This is a genomic window from Paenibacillus sp. 2TAF8 (assembly GCF_052114825.1).
GTDB lineage: Bacteria > Bacillota > Bacilli > Paenibacillales > Paenibacillaceae > Paenibacillus.
On the sequence record NZ_JBFRFN010000006.1, the window covers coordinates 182764 to 202039 of the forward strand.

A 19276-nucleotide genomic window follows, 5' to 3' on the forward strand; every position below is an offset into this window, starting at 1 on the left:
ATATATTATACAGATGTATTAGTTTAATGGGCTAAAGTTGGAGGAGTGGGAAGATGGGGAAAGTGCGGGGTAACGCATTGGGAAAAATGAAATTTACGATTCGTGGCAAGTTATTGGCTGGTTTTTCGATTGTTTTGGCTTTGCTTATTTTTGTTAGCGTGTACACGTTGACACAAGTTTTTACAATGGCTGATAAATCAAGACAGATCGACCAAAGTGCGATGCCAAGTATAAGTTTGCTTGGAATCATGAACGGTGATGTGTCGGATGTGGAAAGACTGGGACTAGCTATTATTGTGGAACAGAATCCGAGTGAGACGGAGAAACTGAACGAAGCGTTGAAAGTGTTGCTTGCCAAGATTGAAGATGAGCGTAAACAACTGCTTAACTTCATTAAGGGTGATCCTCAAGCAGAGCAACTGTATGAACAGTTTTCTACTAATTACGATACTTATTTGCAGAAAATGCCTGAGTTCATCGACTATGGTCTCAAAAATGATTTTACTACGTCCAGCATGCTACATACAGCAGCCTATCCAATGTGGTATACAGCCAATGATAGCATTACCCAGTTGATCAATCTTGGGAATAGCAGTGCGAAAGAAATTGCTGCCGAATCTGTCAAGCTGGCTGAGAATACATTTACAATCATTTTAGTTGTAGCGATCGTTGCAACACTGCTATCCTTATTTATTGCACTCTTCATCGCGAGTATGATCTCACGTCCGGTTAAAAAGATGAGTGAAGCTGCTGCAGCGATTGCTGACGGTGATCTGACGGGTGAGGCAATTACATTGAAGAACAGAGATGAGCTGGGTGTCTTGGCAGCCTCCTTCAATACAATGAGTCAAAATCTGCGTTCGATGATTCAATCCGTATCGGAAACATCGGAGCAAGTTGCGGCTTCATCGGAAGAGCTTCTCGCGAGTGCAGAGCAAAACGCGAAAGCTTCGGAGCAAATCACCGAAACGGTGGAAGAATTATCTGTAGGAACATCGAATCAGGTTGATATTGTAAAGCGTTCTTCACAGGCGATGAATGAGATGGCACTAGGGTCCGAACAGATTGCAGAACTGGCTCAAAGCGTATCCGTATCCGCTGTGGATGCGGCGAATCAGTCGTCGGAAGGCAACAAAATTATTCAGCAAGCGGTGGATCAGATGGGAGCGGTTCGTAACTCCATTGCATCCTTAAGAGAACTGGTTACAGGACTCGGAGAACGTTCTGCCGAGATTGGCACGATTACTGAAGTAATCAACAACATTGCCCGGCAAACCAATTTGCTTGCCCTGAATGCTGCAATTGAAGCTGCACGTGCAGGGGAGCATGGCAGAGGTTTTGCTGTGGTTGCGGGAGAGGTGCGCAAACTGGCAGAAGAATCTTCAGCTTCAGCACAACAGATCACACAGATTGTACAACTGATTCAGCAGGACACGAATCATGCTGTAGAGGCTGTAAAAGTAAACAGCAATGAAACAGAAGCCGGCATTGAGCTGGTTGCTGCGGCTGGACAAGCATTTGAACAGATTTCGAACGCTGCCAACAAGGTAGCCGGAGAGATCGAAGAAGTATCCGCAGGCTCTGAGGAGATGTCTGCTAGTACGAGTGAGGTTGTGAGTTATGTGAATCAAATCTCCAATATTGCTGGCGAGGCTTCCGGTGCCGTTCATAACGTATCTGCTGCAACACAAGAGCAACTGGCATCGATGGAAGAGATTGCTTCCTCGGCAGGATTGTTATCCAAGATGGCTGAGGAGTTACAGGGACAAGTTAACAAATTCAAAGTCTAGATTGCAATAATAAGAACAAAGAAGCTGTTTCTCCCGTGAATATCCGGGGAAGAAACAGCTTTTTTGTCATATCACGCTGATCAGGTCACAACAATGTTATTCCAGAAGTCACCAATGTTGATATTTCAAGTCAAACAAACGACTATAATGGTAATTAATGGTGGAAATTACATCGAGTTACCACCATAGAGAGGAGCGAGGTCACTCAGAAATTGTGGATGCATTCATCTGGAACTTTCGAGAAAAGGAGATGAACAGGATTTATGAAAGGGCGCTGGTGGAGACGCGTTGCTATGGTAACGTTATCGGCAGGACTTCTCGCAGGGAGCTTTTCTATGAATACAGGATTACGTCAGGCGGATGCGGCCGCCGGAGATCATAATTATGCGGAAGCACTTCAAAAGGCTATTTATTTCTACGAGGCACAGCGATCAGGCCCGTTACCTGCCAATAATCGAGTTGAATGGCGCGGTGACTCGGGAATGCAAGATGGGGCTGATGTTGGCGTTGATCTGACCGGTGGATGGTATGATGCCGGAGATCATGTGAAATTTGGTTTTCCAATGGCAGCTTCTGCAACGATGCTGGCCTGGTCAGTGGTCGAGTACAGCGATGGCTATGAGCAAGCTGGACAGCTGGAGGAAATCAAAGACAATATTCGGTGGGCAACCGACTATTTTATGAAAGCGCATACGAAGCCAAACGAATTATGGGGACAAGTCGGAGGGGGTAACATCGATCATGCCTGGTGGGGACCAGCAGAGGTGATGCAGATGAACCGTCCTTCGTTCAAGATCGATGCTTCCTGTCCGGGAAGTGATCTTGCGGCTGAAACGGCTGCTGCACTGGCTGCTTCTTCCATCGTATTCGCAGATGATGACCCGGCATACTCGGCGAAGATGCTTCAGCATGCGAAAGAACTGTACAACTTTGCAGATACATATCGGGGAAAATACACCGATTGTATTACTGATGCTGCGGCGTTTTATAACTCATGGACAGGATATGAAGATGAGCTTGCATGGGGCGGAGCATGGTTATATTTAGCCACTAATGATAGCGCTTACTTGTCCAAGGCGCTTGCAGCCGCAGATCGGTGGTCTACGAGCGGCGGTTCCGCGAACTGGCCTTACACCTGGACACAGGGCTGGGATAGTAAACACTATGGTGCCCAGATTCTGCTTGCCCGGATTACGTCCAGTCTGAACATGCCTGAGGCAACCAAATTCGTTCAATCAACCGAGCGAAATCTCGATTACTGGACGGTGGGTACGAATGGAGGGCGTGTGACTTACACTCCAGGTGGTCTTGCCTGGCTGGATCAGTGGGGGTCCCTCCGATATACGGCGAACGCAGCATTCATTGCATTCGTATACTCGGATTGGGTCAGTGACCCTGTAAAAAAATCCAGATATCAAAATTTTGCGACTTCACAGATGAATTACATTTTAGGAGATAATCCTCGTCAGAGCAGTTATGTTGTGGGATACGGAAAAAATCCGCCACAGCATCCGCATCATCGTACGGCCCATAGCTCATGGATGAATAACGAAGATATTCCGGCGAATCACCGTCATATCTTATACGGCGCCATGGTGGGAGGACCGAACGCGTCGGATCAATATACGGATGATATCTCGGATTATGTGAGCAATGAGGTGGCAACGGATTACAATGCAGGCTTCACGGGTGCACTCGCCAAGATGAATCTGCTGTATGGACAGAATCATCAGCCTCTTGCGAATTTTCCTGCTCCTGAAGTCAAGGGTGACGAGTATTTTGTAGAAGCTGCTGTTCGGTCATCAGGCTCCAATTATACGGAAATCCGTGCATTGCTTAACAATCGTTCAGGCTGGCCTGCACGGATGGGAGATCAGCTTTCCTTCAAGTATTTTCTGGATTTGAGCGAAGTGTATGCTGCGGGACGCACCGTATCGGATGTTCAGGTTACGGTATCCTCTACTGAAGGTGCAACCATATCCCAGCCTGTCGTGGTGGATGCCGCCAAACGGATCTATGCGATTACGGCAAACTTCAGCAATACCAAAATTTATCCTGGCGGGGAGGGGAATTATCGCAAAGAAGTTCAGTTCCGGATTACAGGACCACAAGGGGCATGGAATCCAGCGAATGATCCTTCCTACCAGAACCTGACGACAGGTACCCCGGTAAAAAGTGTACACATTCCCGTATATGATGCTGGAGTGAAGGTATATGGACAGGAGCCGGGTGTTACACCCGTGACCGTGCCAGCCGCACCCTCTGGAGTGCAAGCTTCGCCTGGCGACAATCAGGTGACGCTGAGCTGGGCAGCTTCTGCCGGAGCTGTATCGTATACAGTAAAACGTGCCGAGGTTAGTGGAGGGCCGTACACAACCGTTGCAACGGGTGTTAGTGGTTTGACTTACACCAATACGGGATTGACGAATGGACAAACGTATTATTACGTGGTGACCGCTGTCAATGCAGCCGGGGAATCACCAGCTTCTGTTCAAGTGTTAGGGACGCCACAGGCGATTTCAACTGTGCCAGGGGCGCTTACCTTAAGTGGAACTGCTGGCAACAATCAAAATGTCCTGTCATGGACAGCAGCATCAGGGGCTGTGAGCTATAAGGTGCAACGTGCTGCTGCAAGTGGCACGTTCGCGGATGTGGCCACTGGCTTGACGGTGTTGACTTACACCGACACGACAGCCCTCAATGATATTTCTTACAGTTACCGGGTGGTTGCTGTGAACGCAAGTGGGCAAACGTTATCTGATGTGCTTGTGTTGACACCCTCAGGTTCACCTGTTTCAACAGGTACGCTTGAAGTGCAATATCGAAGCGAAGGAACCGGAAATTCCAGTAATGCGGTAACTCCTCAGTTTAATGTGAAGAACACGGGCACACAGGCGATTGATCTGAGCACGGTGAAAATCCGGTATTACTTTACCAAAGACGGCACAGAAGATCTGACCTTCTGGTGTGATTACGCTGTGGTGGGTACAGCGAATGTGCAAGAAAAGTTTGTGAACGTGAACCCGGCGAAAGGAACGGCGGACACGTATTTGGAGATCAGCTTTACCTCTGGAGCAGGTAGTCTGGCTGCTGGAGCAGAGACAGGCGTGATTCAAGGACGTTTTTCAAAAAACAACTGGAGTAACTTCGATCAGAGTAATGACTACTCCTATGATGGTTCCAAGACTGCTTTTGCTGCATGGAACAAAGTGACCGCGTATCAAGGCAGTACCCAGGTATGGGGTATGGAGCCGTAAATGAATGAGTTTCGACAGACAAAAGCCAGGATTGGTAGCTAGGTAAATAAGTTAAGCCATCAGTCTTAGCGGTCAAAGAACAGAATGGTCAGACCAGCAGCATTGATATTGAATTTACACTATTCCAGGGAGGTATATATTCATGTTGAAAACAGCTGCAAAAAAGAGTTTAACTGCCATGCTGGCAGGAACCGTCATGCTGACGGGATACACGGGACTCTGGGCTGGCCCTCAAACGGCACATGCTGCCGATCAGGCGATTGAGATTCAGGCCGATGGAGTGAATGAAGCTCGATTCTTGCAATTATATGGTCAATTGAAAGATCCTGCGAACGGATACTTTTCTCCAGAAGGCATTCCCTATCACTCCATTGAAACGTTGCTGAGTGAAGCCCCGGATTATGGTCATATGTCTACATCGGAGGCGTACAGTTACTGGTTATGGCTGGAGACGATGTACGGTCACTACACGGGAGATTGGTCCAAACTTGAAGCGGCCTGGGACAGCATGGAGAAGTACATTATTCCGGTCAATGAAGGGGATGGCAAGGAAGAACAGCCAACCATGAGCTTCTATAATCCAAACAGTCCTGCAACGTATGCAGCGGAAAAACCGTTCCCTGACCAGTATCCGTCTAACCTCAATGGTCAATATGCGGCAGGGAAAGACCCACTGGATGCCGAGCTTAAGGCAACCTATGGTAATAACCAGACGTATCTGATGCACTGGCTTATTGACGTGGATGACTGGTATGGATACGGAAATCTGCTGAATCCTTCCCATACGAGTACGTATGTGAATACGTTCCAGCGTGGAGAGCAGGAGTCTGTGTGGGAGGCTGTTCCTCATCCATCTCAAGATAATAAATCATTTGGTAAAGCAGGCGAAGGTTTCATGAGTCTGTTTACGAAGGAGACTCAGGCACCATCAGCACAGTGGCGTTATACGAACGCAACAGATGCGGATGCACGCGCGGTTCAGGTTCTGTATTGGGCAAAGGAAATGGGTTATAACAATACAGAGTATCTGGATAAGGCCAAGAAGATGGGAGACTATCTGCGGTATGGTATGTACGACAAGTACTTCCAGAAGGTCGGAAGTGCGAAGAATGGTACACCAACACCGGGTACAGGCAAAGATTCCAACATGTATCTCATGGCTTGGTACACGTCATGGGGAGGTGGTTTGGGTCAAGGTGGGGACTGGGCATGGCGTATTGGAGCGAGCCATACCCACCAGGCCTATCAAAACCCGGTTGCAGCATATGCCTTGTCTGATCCGGCAGGTGGCTTGATTCCGGAATCACCTACAGCCAAAGCGGACTGGAATGCGACGTTAAAACGTCAGCTCGAGTTCTACACTTGGCTACAGTCCCATGAAGGAGCTGTTGCCGGTGGAGCAACCAATAGCATTGGTGGTTCATATTCGGCTTATCCGGCAGGTGTCAGCACATTCTATGACATGGCCTATCAGGAAGCGCCAGTATATCGTGACCCGGATTCCAACACATGGTTCGGATTCCAGGCGTGGCCTCTGGAGCGTGTAGCGGAGATGTATTATATTCTGGCGGAGAGCGGTGATCTAACTTCTGAGAATTTCAAAATGGCCAAACAGGTCATTACGAAATGGGTGGACTGGACCAAAGATTATGTGTTTGCTGGTGAGCGCCCTGTAACGGATGCTCAAGGCTACTATTTGAATGCTGCCGGACAGCGCATTCTCGGTGGAACTAATGTTCAGGTAGCAACCACTCCGGCTCCAGGTGAGTTCTGGATTCCAGGCGGTCAGGAGTGGCAAGGACAACCGGATAAATGGAATGGATTCAGCACCTATACGAATAATCCAAACTTCCATGCCATCACCAAAGATCCAGTACAGGATACAGGGGTACTGGGAAGTTATATCAAAGCGTTGACGTTCTTCGCAGCTGGAACGGAGGCAGAGAACGGTACGCTGAGTGTGAAAGGACAGGAAGCCAAAGACTTGGCTCAAACGTTACTCGATACAGCGTGGGATTACAATGATGGTGTGGGTATCGTAACAGAGGAGGAGCGTAAAGATTACTTCCGTTACTTCGCGAAAGAGATTTATCTCCCGGCGAACTGGTCTGGTACGTTCGGTCAAGGTAACACCATCCCAGGCACCGCAGGTGTACCTTCCGATCCGGCAAAAGGCGGAAACGGCGTGTACATCGGATATTCCGACTTGCGTCCAGCGATCAAGCAAGATCCAGCTTGGGCTTATCTGGATAACAAGTACAAAACATCTTACAACCCAACGACGAAGCAGTGGGAAAATGGTGCACCTACCTTTACGTATCACCGGTTCTGGTCACAGGTTGATATGGCTACCGCTTATGGCGAGTTCGATCGTCTCCTTGGGGACAGCGAAACGCCAGGAGTCGAGGCACCTGCCGTTCCTGCGGGTGTAACGGCTACCGGCGGTGACAAACAAGTTGTTCTGAGCTGGACTGCTGCGGCGAGAGCATCCTCTTACACGGTGAAACGCGCAGAAGTGAACGGTGGCCCATATACTTCTGTAGCGACTGGCGTTAGCGGTTCTACGTATACGGACACCGGATTGACGAATGGAAAAGCGTATTATTATGTTATTTCCGCTGTAAACAGTGCTGGCGAGTCTGCTCCATCTGCACAGGTTACGGCAACACCGCAAGCCGGAGTGGCTGTACCAGGTGCCTTCACCCTGAGTGGAACAGCCGGGGATGCAACGGCTACGTTGAACTGGACGGCTTCAACCGGAGCGACAACCTATAACGTGCAGCGTTCGACGGGCACGGGTGCTTATGCCGATCTCGCGACTGGTCTGACGGCACTGACCTATACCGATGCAACAGCAGTGAATGGCACGGCTTATAACTACAGAGTGGTTGCCATCAATGCCGATGGACAGACAAACTCAAATGTGGTTGTGCTGACACCAATGGCTGCTCCGATTTCAACCGGAACACTTGAAGTGCAGTATCGCAATGGAGGCTCGGGTGCCTCGGGTAATTCCCTTACGCCACAATTCAATGTGAAAAATACAGGTACAACGGCCATCGATCTGAGCAAAGTGAAGCTTCGTTATTACTTTACGAAAGACAGTGCCGCGGATCTGAGCTTCTGGTGTGACTATGCACAGGTTGGCAGTGCCAATGTGCAGGGCAAATTTGTAGCTGTGGAGCCGGCAAAAGGTACCGCAGATACGTATTTGGAGATCAGCTTTACGGCTGGAGCAGGTAGCCTTGCAGCAGGCGCTGAGACAGGAATCATTCAGACACGTACCTCCAAAAACAATTGGACAAATTTTGATCAATCGAACGATTACTCCTTTGATGCTACCCAAGCGGCATTTGGTGCCTGGACGAAAGTGACAGCGTACCAGGATGGCGTGAAGGTGTGGGGAATGGAGCCGTAATTGAATCAGCATGCGGAGCTTAAAATGAAGGGGACGGGTTAGTTTCAGGAATTGGGGCCGGGAACGAAACGCCTGATCTTTTATTCAAACCTGTTGTTGATTTATATTTCCAATGAAAAGCCGGGGCGGAATCCCCGGCTTTTTCTCATGTTTAGATATTTAAATCCATTTATTTTCATTTGTTGAATAGAGATTCCAGATTGAAGTGAAATGAAACGTAGTAATGTTTTCCAATTGGTTGAGATGAAATATTAAAACCTAGTGCATAGGTTGCATGTGCGAAGAGGCAGAGGTCTGCCTGACCAAAACGTGGAAATCTATGGTGTATCAATTAGTTACAAAAAATTAACCGTTATTTCCGTGTAGGGCATGCTCTATTTTTCCAGTCGAAGAACGTTTTACCTGATCCTTAGTGCTCAATCTTGTCTAAACCCTTGCAGGACTTTGGGCTGATGAACGTTAGGGAATGCCCGTTTACAATTAGGCAAGCTAGGAGGAGGTTTTCCTGGTTAAAATTTTGTAATATCCGGAGGGACACGACATCATGAACTGGAAGAATACCATTGTTACGGCAAGTGTAACAGCAGCCATGCTGATGGGAAGTCTAACAACGGCAGCACTCACAGGACAGGTATCCGCAGCAGCAGCAGATCAATCCAAAGTAGAAGTCACCTGGGGTGTAAACCTTCGAACCTCACCAACGTCATCAGGCAAAGTCATTCGTATGGTTTCCAAAGGAGAAACGTTAACCGTGCTTGAGCAATCCGGCTCGGATTGGTATAAAATTAAAGATTCCGCTAATCGGACAGGCTATATCTCGTCTTCATCCAAATATACACAAGTGGTAAGTGGTGGATCAACAACAGGCAATACGGGCACGACTAGCGGTTCAAGTGGCTCGGGATCTAGTCAGGGTTCAACAAGTCAAGGAAGTGTCGCAGTAGAGAGGGTTATTACGGCCGGAATGAAGTACATGGGAACCCCCTATAAATATGGATCGGATCGTGACAGTACAGCAACCTTTGACTGCTCTAGCTTTGTAAGGCGAGCTTTTATTGATGGACTGGGGATTACACTCCCGGCGGACTCACGCCAACAAGGAGACTATGTTAAGGGGAAGGGCGCAGTCACAACCAATTGGAAAAACCTGAAACGTGGCGATCTGATGTACTTTATGTCTTACAAAGGCACTTCTGCATCAGCCTACAGTGGAGTGAACAAATCGCGGGCAACGATTACACATACGGGGATTTATTTGGGGAATGGTAAAATATTGCATACATACTCCAACGCTGGCGGCGGTGTGACGGTTAGTGATATTGCCGGCAAGCACTGGGAATCCCGCTTCCTCTTTGGCGGCAGTGCGTTGTAGGAAAAGCTTATTCGTTCCCTGCTGGGCTGTCAGTCAACCGCCGAGCATGGAACGAACGGAGTAGCTAACTACACACGAGTACTAAAGCACGGGGTTAAGCAACGGATGATCGTACCTAAGTTGGACAAGTTCCGCAGTCAAACTGAGTTTAGCTGAGTATTCCGGAAAATACTAAAACACCTCTCATTTGCCAAGAGTAATGGCGAGTGAGAGGTGTTTTTATGCTTTTTTATACTACTGCTATTCCATCGTGATAGAACAATCGGAACAAAATGTCTTGGTTATAGTTGCCGAATCCCTCGCCATACAGTGTCATCCCGCCTACATGCCGGGCATCTTCCTCTACTGAAAGACGTAGCGTCCACTGATTACGTTCCACTGGAATGTCAGCGAGTGTGATGCCCGACAGATGCTGTCCATCGATAAACGTGCCTTCATGGGTTATGCGTAACACTTTAAGCATGCCATACTGATTAACGATATCACTCCACCAGTCAGGCGTAAATATGCCGCGACCATTGCCGGAGTCACCCGGGCTGGTCCATTCTCCTAAACGAATGCCGTTCAGTGTGAACGTAATATCTGAAGGCCAGTTTGGATTCACGGAAGGGGCTTCTGATCCGATCTCCAGTGACAATTCAATGGCGTCAATCTGCTGCCCGGTCAACATGTAGTTGGGAATTTTATACTCGACAAATCCGCGTCCCATCCACAAGATGTGAGCATGCATTCGGTCCGGGTCCAAAAAATAACGAGGATCATCATACTGCCCAATGACATGATCAGATGTCGCTAAGCCGCAGGTAGGATACACGTCAAAATGCGTGTAGTGCCCGACAGGGATGGAAACCTCGTGAAACTTGCGAGATGCTCCCGTCTCTTGAGGCATGGAGATGCCAATCCAGTCGACAGCCAAGCTGTTCATTTTATGCGTACCACCGTCTTTGCGAACCATTTTGGATTGAATAATGCCTACATCCTGAAGTTTGCGGACATGCATGGTGACGATCGCACTGCTCAGGCCGAGCGAAGCTGCAAGATCTTTCACATTCATTGGTGTTTCGGCGACAAGCCGGATAATCTGCAGACGAACCTCGCTTGCAAGTGCCTCATATAAGGGAAGCCATTCGGCATCGGTATTTGCTCTAATCACACGTGTTCCTCCATTTTTCATGTATAGAATTAAGTTAAACATAAATTCAGTGAAAAGAATAACATTTTTCGAATTTTGGGTTGAAATATGTGTTGTTATCGATTTTAATATAAATATGAACGTTGATCCATAGAATATCAATTAATTTTTACATTAATCTTAGGGAGATGAGATCATTCATGGAAAAAGCGAAAATGACGGTAGATAAAGATTTTACGATTGGTGAAGTGGATAAGCGTTTGTATGGATCATTTATTGAGCATCTGGGACGTGCTGTGTATGGCGGAATTTATGAGCCAGGGCATGCTTCAGCCAATGAGCAGGGGTTCCGTACAGATGTACTGGAGATGGTGAAGGAGTTGCAAGTACCGATTGTGCGTTATCCTGGTGGTAACTTTGTATCCGGTTACAATTGGGAGGACAGTGTTGGACCTGTCTCCGAGCGCAAACGTAGACTAGAGCTGGCGTGGAGAACAGTTGAAACGAATGAATTTGGTTTTAACGAATTCGTGGATTGGGCTAAGCAAGCGAACTCCGAAGTGATGATGGCAGTTAACCTCGGAACACGAGGGGCGGATGCTGCTCGTAATATCGTGGAGTATAGCAACCATCCGGAAGGTTCGTATTACAGTGACCTTCGCATTAAACATGGATACAAGCAGCCGCATGGGATCAAAACATGGTGTCTAGGCAACGAAATGGACGGTCCATGGCAGATTGGTCACAAGACCGCAGAGGAATACGGACGGACAGCCGTTGAGGCAGCCAAAGTGATGAAGTGGACAGATCCAACGATTGAACTGGTCGCTTGCGGAAGCTCGAACCTGGGCATGCCGTCATTCCCGGACTGGGAAGCAACGGTGCTGGATCATACGTACGATCATGTAGAGTATCTGTCGCTGCATCAGTACTACGGCAATCCGGATAATGATACACCAACCTTCCTGGCACGCTCGCTGGAGATGGATCGTTTCATCGATACAGTGAAAGCAACTTGTGATTATATCAAAGCGAAGAAACGCAGCAAAAAGACGATGTATCTGTCCTTCGACGAGTGGAATGTTTGGTATCACTCCCATGAAAATGACTCCAAAATGGACCCATGGCAGATTGCTCCACCACAGCTGGAGGACATCTACAATCACGAAGATGCACTGCTGGTAGGTTGTATGCTGATCAGTATGCTCAAACATGCGGATCGGGTGAAAATGGCTTGTCTGGCTCAACTCGTTAACGTTATTGCCCCGATTATGACGGAAACGGGCGGAGCATCATGGAGACAGACCATCTTCTATCCATTCATGCATGCGTCTGTATATGGCCGTGGCACGGCGCTAGTGCCTTTGATTCAGTCACCGAAATACGATACGAAAGAAATTACAGATGTTCCTTATTTGGAGGCTATAGCAGTGCATAATGAAGAGCAGGGGGAAGTCACTGTATTCGCGGTTAACCGCCACTTGCAAGAGTCTTTGCCGCTAGAAGTGGATTTGCGCAGCTTTGGCAAATGCAGTCTGATCGAGCATATCGTTCTGGAAGCGGACGACCTCAAAGCGGTTAACACAGCTGCACAGCCAAATAATGTTGTTCCGCACAATCGCGGAGGAGCCGATGTATCTGATACGCTGATCACTGCGAGTCTGGCGAAAGCATCCTGGAACGTGATCCGTTTGAAGGTGCAATAAGAAGCCGGGAGTAACTTTATGGTGGCGTGTAAGTTACTGAAGTGCGCCAAGGCCAGGGTGACATGTGGTAGGAGCAATGCGAGGGCTTAGGTAGGCTCAAACTGAAGTAAGGTGAGCTGGAAGTTGGTAAGTAAGGTCAACTTGCAATAAAAAAACGGTATGCGAATATTCGCATACCGTTTTTTGCTTCCCCGTAGAGTGCCCCCGTAGAGTGCCCCCGTAGAGTGCCCCCGTAGAGTGCCCCCGTAGAGTGCCCCCGTAGAGTGCCCCCGTAGAGCAGGGAAAAGTGGGCATTTCGCTTAAATAGGGTCCGCTGTGATCGTTAGAATCTCAAAGTGGCGAAAACAGCCCAAATAGGGTCTGCTGTGATCGTTAGAAAAACCAGCGAGCAAGTGACATCATACGAACGATGAGTGCAGAGGATCATGTTTATCTAGCTACCTCACACACGTCACTATGCCCTTCGCTTACGCCTGTCATTCAAAACTCGAAGCTTTCCCCATCCAGTGGAATGAGCACTTCGCCTTCCAACTGCTCTTTAGCCAGGTAAGCGGCGAGGTCAGCGCGTGTGGTCATGCAGTGATTGATGGCATCCATGTGAACAGCGATCATGTGAGCTGAAGGTGCAGCACGTTTCACAGCGGCAACGTCTGGCCCGCCCATGGTGATGGGATCACCCTGCAAGAAGCGCGCACCCCCGGCGTTGAGTACAATGACCTCTGGATTGTAATGTTCGATGGCTGCCGCAGGCTCTTCACACCAGATCGTATCTCCGGCAATGTAGGTGACAGGTTCCCCGTCTGCTTCAAGTACAAATCCAGACACATTACCCATACGTTTGCCAATTTCCCCTGTACCGTGCTGACCGGATGTACGCGAGAATTGCACCGAATGATGAACATGCTTCACGTCCACAGGCGTTACATCCGTAAATCCCGCTTTTATGAAAATAGGCTCGTCCCCCGACTGGCACAGTAATGGAGTATCCTTACGCAGTTGGCTCGCGGCAGCTTCATCCCAATGGTCAGGGTGGATGTGCGTCACAATCAACAGATCAGGATTCAGAAAATCCGTTTTAGTTTCGGGGAGATCGACTCTAGGATTACGCAGTTCATTTGGTGTGTTTGGAAAAGCGGGCATGCTCTCGGCATCCATTAGCATGGGATCAACCAGAATCTTAAGACCACCGTATTCCAGCCACAGGGTGGCATGTCGAATCAATTGGATTTTCATTTCATTTGCACTCCTTTGCGTTCTCTCTTAGTATTATCCTATATGTTATACAACCCGCTTGATGACGTACATAACATGCTGAATGCATATCGGATCAACTATTTTCAGGGTGAAAGGGATGCAGAAATCTCATGAACGAAATGATAGACGCCACAGATGTACGCATTTTACAGATTTTGATTCGGGATGCCAAACGTTCAAACAAGGAGATTGGAGAGGAAGTACATCTTACAGGACAAGCGGTTGGGGCAAGAATTCGCAAGCTGCAGGATCTGGGAGTTATTGAAGGGTATACGGTAAAATGGAACCCGGACCGCCTCGGCCTTGGCTTGAAGGCATTTGTCACAGTATTTCTGAACTCTGGCGATAAACATGCCGCCTTTCGTGCGTTTGTGGCAGGACGTGAGGACATCGTTGAAGTCCACCGGGTAAGCGGAGAGGGTTGTTACCTAATGCAGGTGCAGACAGGAACAACGGAGCAACTAGGAGAGTTGCTTGAAGCTCTGTTGCCTCTAGGCAATTATAGAATAAGCCTCTCTATCGGTGTAGAGAAATCAAGGTATCGATAGGCATGCATAGATGATCCAAAAAAACATTAACTTCAGGTTTAATCCTTATGTAACTTAAGGTATGAGCTTACTGCAAGCCTGAGCATTCAGGCTTGCTCAGCATCCTGACCCGATATTATGACACAAGGTCAATCCGGGTCAGGTCCTTGATATTCCCTTAACGACTTTTGGAGAGTATCCAAAGAGGACTGAAGTTCTTTTTTTCCAAACAAATGGTCAGTATGAATATGAACCCGAGTACCATCCTTCAAATACAAGGCGTACATGGGGGAGGCGGACAATTGCCATTTGCTTCGTGCAGGGGTAGCAAGCTCAATCTTGCGAATCTGGTTCCATGGAATATCACGCTTACCTGCATGGAGAGAATGTTTATCCCAAGAGACAAGGATCGCCACGCGCTGAATGGATCGGGTCCAAAACATAAAGAAAAACGGCCCCACCATCCACATGCCGAGTATGGCAGCCATAGGGTAATAGATTTTTTCCACACTCTCGGTGTGCCCGGAAACGATAACCCATAAGAGCAGTACACATAAGGCGAGGAACAGAAAACAAAGGCTTCCTTTCCAGATGGCTGTGAAGCGGCTATAGCGAATCTCTCCCTGCTGATGTACTTCGGAATTTACAGATAACAACATAATTTCCTCCTTTCAATGCGAATACATATGGAAAAGTGCCGCCTGCATCAGCAGACGGCCTGTGTGACGTGTGCGCTTGTAGTATAGTTTACGACTTCAGGCAGCATTTAGATGCGAGAGTTTTGAACAACTCAGTACACTTTGAACAAACCATCGATGTAACACTCATAAAATACATAGGCACATCATTAAACAACAAAGGGACTTCGGTGTAATTAAAGCAAACGCATCATATCTAGAAAAACACCAATTTCACATGTCCTGCTACTATAAGTGCCGCGATCCAAGTTAACGCGGAAGACATTCACCCTAACTTACTCGATTGCTGCCCTGCTTCGCGCGCATGCTGGTACAAATCCGCATACACTCCCTGGCTCGCAACCAGCTCCTGATGTGATCCTTCCTCTACAATGGTGCCATGTTCCATGACCAGAATCCGGTCAGCATGCATGACTGTAGACAGGCGATGTGCAATCACAATCGTAGTTCTGCCTTGGGATACAGACTCCAGCGCATGTTGTACAAGTTGTTCGGTGTGTGAGTCCAGATTGGCGGTGGCTTCATCCAGAATAAGAATCCGGGGCTGGAATACAACGATTCGTGCAAACGAGATCAACTGTCGTTCCCCGGCAGACAACCCGCTTCCGCGCTCGGACAGACGGGTATCATATCCTTGCGGCAAACGCTGAATCATTGCATCTGCGCCTACAAATCGGCAAGCATCCATCGCTTGCTCACGCGTAATATCCTCCCTGAACATGGTCACGTTATCAATAATGGTACCTGAGAACAGAAAAGGCTCCTGTTGAATCAGACCTACAATCCGGTGAAGTGTAGCTTGTGGAATGTGGCGTATGTCGGTACCATCGATTTGAATGCTGCCCTGATTGACATCGTAGAAACGATTGAGCAGGGAGATCAGCGTGCTTTTGCCCGCTCCGGTTGTACCCACAATACCGACCATCTCCCCAGGATACAGGTGTAGATTCATATGTTGAATAATAGGGCGATCCGCCTTGTAACCAAAGGATACATCATTAAAATCAATCTGACCCATCACATGACGTGGTTCCAGCGGCGAAGCCTGATCAGGGGACGGATCATGTACTTCAGGTCTTGTATTCAAAATGTTCCAGATTCGATCCATCGAAACCGTCGTGGACTGGAAAGTATTCCATTGCATCGTAATCTGGTTGATCGGTTGAAAAAACTGACGAATGTAGCTGATAAACGCGTACAGCACTCCGACTTGCAAAGACTCGCCGAGCACGGCGCGCCCGCCCAGCCACACCATCATCACCAGCGCCGCGTTACCGAGAATGTCAAACGTCCGGTTAAAAATCACATTGGAACGGGCCTGTGTAATGTTTGCCTCCAGATGCCTTGCGTTCTGTTCCTTGAACCGTTTTTTCTGCTCTTCCTCTTGGTGGAAAGCTTGAATCAGGAACATGCCCGACAGGTTTTCCGCAGTAAACGCGATTAGACGGGAAAGCTGTGTGCGCGCATTTTGATAGGCGCTCCGTAGTCTGCGGCGGAATAGGGCAGCCACTATAGCGATAACTGGGAGAATGATGAGCGAATAACTGGCGAGCATGGGATCAAGCTGAAACATGAAAAAGATAATGAGCACGAGCATCATGCCATCCCGGATCAGACTGAGCAGCACCTGGGTGAAGAAACTGCTGATCGTTTCTGTATCGCTGGACACATTGGTCACCAGACTACCGATATGGAAGCGGTCGAAGAAAGACATGGACATTTTGGAAATATGTCTGAACAAATCCTTACGAATGTGAGCGACGATGCTCTGCCCGATATGTTGCAACAGATTATTTTGAATATAGGTAAAAATAAAACTGATCACCGCCAGACCCAGAAAAACGGCTGCAAGCTGTATGAGGAAACCGACGCTGGTTTGACCTACAGCCAGATGGTCATCAATGGCAATCTTCACCAAGTAGGGCTGGAGCAAATCGGCCGATATGCCGAGCAGGGAGCAGAAGAATATACCAGCAAAGGCCCAGCGATGCGGTTTGGCATACCCCATCATTTCTTTAAATGAAGCACGTTTACTGTGATGATCTTTGGTGGAGGATGTTACGGCTGTGTTGTCGGATTTACTGCTATTGTCCAAGTGATTGCTACGGTTAGAGTTATGGTTTTTAGAATTATTGTTATTATGTTTAGGATTCGCATCCGCATTAGACATGATGTAACCCCTCCTCCTGCAAGCGATAGGTCGCCGCATAAAGTCCTTCGGCAGCCATCAACTCCGCATGTGTTCCCTGTTCAACAATTTGTCCTTCATCCAGTACAAGAATGTCATCCGCATGTCGGACTGCACTGATGCGGTGAGAGATGATCAACGTAGTTTTGTCTTTGCCGATCTTGCGCAAACTGCGAAGAATCCCTGTTTCAGTAACGGCATCTACGGCACTCATACTGTCATCCAGAATCAACAATTGGGCCTGTTTGATCAGCCCGCGTGCCAGACTGGTGCGCTGCCGCTGTCCACCAGATAGCGTAAGTCCTCGTTCTCCAAGCAGGGTATCGAAACGATCAGGGAAACGCACAATATTTTCATAGATCATCGCTTGTTTGGCGCTGTCTTCTACATCATCTATCGGTGCTTCACGGTTGCTGAATGCAATGTTGTCCCGAATCGTGGTGCTGAATAAAAAGCCGTCCTGAGGCACATAAGCGATTTGCGACCTGAGGCTGTCCAGTGACAGTTCCCGGATGTCTGTGCCGTTGATGAAAATGCTGCCTTCCGGAGGTTCGTATGTACGCAGCAGCAGCTTGACCAGTGTGCTTTTGCCTGAACCCGTTTTACCGACAATGCCAACTGTTCGCCCGGCTTGAATCTGGAGGTGGATATGTTTTAGCGCAGGCGATGAGCTGCCTGGATAACGGAACGTCAAATTTTTGATCTTAATTTCCTGCATGTTATGCAATGTCTCCGCTTCAGGGATTTCCTGTACGTCAGGTTCTTCGCCTAGAAGTTCATTCACTCTTTCGAGCGAGGCTCCCGAGCGCTGCATCGTATTGATCACGTTACCAATCTGTTGAAGTGGCCCCATGATGATTCGCAGATACAAGGTCAGGGCGACAAAGCTGCCTAGCGTAATGGAGTTTTGCATCGTCAGAATGCCTCCAACCAGCAGTGAAATCACGAGAGACGTTGCACCGAGCAAAGGGAGTGTGGCTTGAAAAAGGGAAGAGAGACGAACTAACCGCAGCTGTTTATTTTTGATATCATCCACGGTTGCGCCAAAACGTGAACGGGCGTTATTCTCGGTGGCAAATGTTTTGATTACGCGAATACCGCCAAGTTGCTCCTCCGCAGATTCCGTCATTGTGGCGAGCGCCTCTTGCACATCACGGGAGCGCTTTCGAATCCGTGGGCCGAAGAACACAACCAGGAAAGGAATGGCCAGCAGAGGTACAATGCTGATCAGGATCAATGTCAGCGGAATTCCACTAAGCAGCATCATTACAACGCAGGACAGTAACAGAAAAACGGCATTGGTCATCATCGTAACCCCGTTGGATATGGCTTCGCGGACGGAAGTGACATCGTTCATGAAGTAACTAAGCAGCTTGCCGTTACCCTGCTTGGAAAAGTAGTGCTCGCTAAGCTCGGAAAACTTGCGGAATATCCGCTCGCGTGTCATAAATTCAAATCGCCGGCCCAGCTTCATAATCATGAACTGGCCGGTACCAAACAACAGGTTGTATGCAATCGCAATGGCGAGAAGTGATAAGCTGTAACGAATAACCGTTTGCATCTGGAGTGTATTTTGCATTAATTGATCCGTAAAGCTGCCCAGAATACGGGGCAAGGAGGCCTGACCGACATTAGACACAATGATTAAAAGAACGGCCAGGAGATAGATGGACCAGTTGGACAACACATAACCGCGCAGCAAACCTTTTTTGGACATAGGTGTGGGTTCTCCTTTGTTAGGTTAGAGCTTTGGAACGCATGAGATCAGCATTGGGCAAAATAAGTCAAGAAAAGGGCAGACACCTCGTGTTAGCGTGTCATGCCCTCTTACTTTATGCGAACTTGATTGATATTTATCCGTAACCGAAGAATTAATCTATTTATATTTTCGCGCTAATATAGTCTGTTGTCAATGAACCTGCTCATCTTTGAAT

General features: G+C 48.2%; 11 protein-coding genes. 6 read left to right on the top strand and 5 right to left on the bottom strand.

The genetic code is table 11. The annotated features are described in order from the left end of the window. Positions 1–86 precede the first annotated feature (86 nt). The 4 genes from AB4Z30_RS10965 (at position 87) to AB4Z30_RS10980 (ending at position 9837) form a co-directional block, all read left to right on the top strand. Complete coding sequence (locus tag AB4Z30_RS10965; protein ID WP_441926612.1) at positions 87–1790, top strand: methyl-accepting chemotaxis protein; 1704 nt, start codon at positions 87–89, stop codon at positions 1788–1790. A 335-nt stretch (positions 1791–2125) separates the two neighbouring features. Further along, on the top strand, positions 2126–5047 hold the full coding sequence (locus AB4Z30_RS10970) for a glycoside hydrolase family 9 protein (RefSeq protein ID WP_441926140.1): 2922 nt from the start codon (positions 2126–2128) through the stop codon (positions 5045–5047). Positions 5048–5189: 142 nt separating this feature from the next. Further along, positions 5190–8465, top strand: coding sequence for a glycoside hydrolase family 48 protein (locus AB4Z30_RS10975; protein ID WP_441926142.1), 3276 nt, complete (start codon positions 5190–5192; stop codon positions 8463–8465). Positions 8466–9009: 544 nt separating this feature from the next. After that, positions 9010–9837 carry a C40 family peptidase gene (locus AB4Z30_RS10980; RefSeq protein ID WP_441926144.1) on the top strand — a complete coding sequence of 276 codons (828 nt, stop codon included), beginning with the start codon at positions 9010–9012 and terminating at the stop codon, positions 9835–9837. A gap of 229 nt (positions 9838–10066) precedes the next feature. Here the strand turns inward: AB4Z30_RS10980 and AB4Z30_RS10985 are convergent, their stop codons facing one another. Continuing rightward, positions 10067–10987 (bottom strand): ArsR/SmtB family transcription factor, encoded by a 921-nt coding sequence (locus AB4Z30_RS10985; RefSeq protein ID WP_441926614.1) that lies wholly within the window; start codon positions 10985–10987, stop codon positions 10067–10069. 182 nt (positions 10988–11169) lie between these two features. On the opposite strand from AB4Z30_RS10985, the gene arfA reads away from it, so the two are divergent. Next, positions 11170–12675 carry an arabinosylfuranosidase ArfA gene (arfA, locus tag AB4Z30_RS10990; protein ID WP_441926146.1) on the top strand — a complete coding sequence of 502 codons (1506 nt, stop codon included), beginning with the start codon at positions 11170–11172 and terminating at the stop codon, positions 12673–12675. Positions 12676–13155: 480 nt separating this feature from the next. Here the strand turns inward: arfA and AB4Z30_RS10995 are convergent, their stop codons facing one another. Next, a complete protein-coding gene (locus tag AB4Z30_RS10995) occupies positions 13156–13908 on the bottom strand; it encodes an MBL fold metallo-hydrolase (protein WP_441926148.1) in 753 nt (250 codons plus the stop codon). Between the two features lie 131 nt (positions 13909–14039). Here AB4Z30_RS10995 and AB4Z30_RS11000 point away from each other — a divergent pair, with 131 nt between their 5' ends. After that, entirely contained in the window at positions 14040–14477 is a 438-nt protein-coding gene (locus AB4Z30_RS11000) for an Lrp/AsnC family transcriptional regulator (protein ID WP_441926150.1), read from the top strand. Positions 14478–14605: 128 nt separating this feature from the next. Here the strand turns inward: AB4Z30_RS11000 and AB4Z30_RS11005 are convergent, their stop codons facing one another. The 3 genes from AB4Z30_RS11005 to AB4Z30_RS11015 all read right to left on the bottom strand — a co-directional run bounded on the left by AB4Z30_RS11005 (position 14606) and on the right by AB4Z30_RS11015 (position 19059). Next, positions 14606–15115 carry a hypothetical protein gene (locus tag AB4Z30_RS11005; protein ID WP_441926152.1) on the bottom strand — a complete coding sequence of 170 codons (510 nt, stop codon included), beginning with the start codon at positions 15113–15115 and terminating at the stop codon, positions 14606–14608. A 304-nt stretch (positions 15116–15419) separates the two neighbouring features. Beyond that, positions 15420–17324 (bottom strand): ABC transporter ATP-binding protein, encoded by a 1905-nt coding sequence (locus tag AB4Z30_RS11010; RefSeq protein ID WP_441926154.1) that lies wholly within the window; start codon positions 17322–17324, stop codon positions 15420–15422. Then, entirely contained in the window at positions 17317–19059 is a 1743-nt protein-coding gene (locus AB4Z30_RS11015) for an ABC transporter ATP-binding protein (RefSeq protein WP_441926156.1), read from the bottom strand. The genes AB4Z30_RS11010 and AB4Z30_RS11015 overlap by 8 nt, the downstream gene beginning before the upstream one ends. Positions 19060–19276: the final 217 nt, after the last annotated feature.

What these genes read in the sequence shown, in the direction of transcription:
- arfA (WP_441926146.1), top strand. Translation starts at nt 11,170, where the DNA reads ATGGAAAAAGCGAAAATGACGGTAGATAAAGATTTTACGATTGGTGAA.
- AB4Z30_RS10995 (WP_441926148.1), bottom strand. Translation starts at nt 13,908, where the DNA reads ATGAAAATCCAATTGATTCGACATGCCACCCTGTGGCTGGAATACGGT.
- AB4Z30_RS10980 (WP_441926144.1), top strand. Translation starts at nt 9,010, where the DNA reads ATGAACTGGAAGAATACCATTGTTACGGCAAGTGTAACAGCAGCCATG.
- AB4Z30_RS11005 (WP_441926152.1), bottom strand. Translation starts at nt 15,115, where the DNA reads ATGTTGTTATCTGTAAATTCCGAAGTACATCAGCAGGGAGAGATTCGC.
- AB4Z30_RS10965 (WP_441926612.1), top strand. Translation starts at nt 87, where the DNA reads ATGAAATTTACGATTCGTGGCAAGTTATTGGCTGGTTTTTCGATTGTT.
- AB4Z30_RS10975 (WP_441926142.1), top strand. Translation starts at nt 5,190, where the DNA reads ATGTTGAAAACAGCTGCAAAAAAGAGTTTAACTGCCATGCTGGCAGGA.
- AB4Z30_RS11000 (WP_441926150.1), top strand. Translation starts at nt 14,040, where the DNA reads ATGAACGAAATGATAGACGCCACAGATGTACGCATTTTACAGATTTTG.
- AB4Z30_RS11015 (WP_441926156.1), bottom strand. Translation starts at nt 19,059, where the DNA reads ATGTCCAAAAAAGGTTTGCTGCGCGGTTATGTGTTGTCCAACTGGTCC.
- AB4Z30_RS10970 (WP_441926140.1), top strand. Translation starts at nt 2,126, where the DNA reads ATGAATACAGGATTACGTCAGGCGGATGCGGCCGCCGGAGATCATAAT.
- AB4Z30_RS11010 (WP_441926154.1), bottom strand. Translation starts at nt 17,324, where the DNA reads ATGTCTAATGCGGATGCGAATCCTAAACATAATAACAATAATTCTAAA.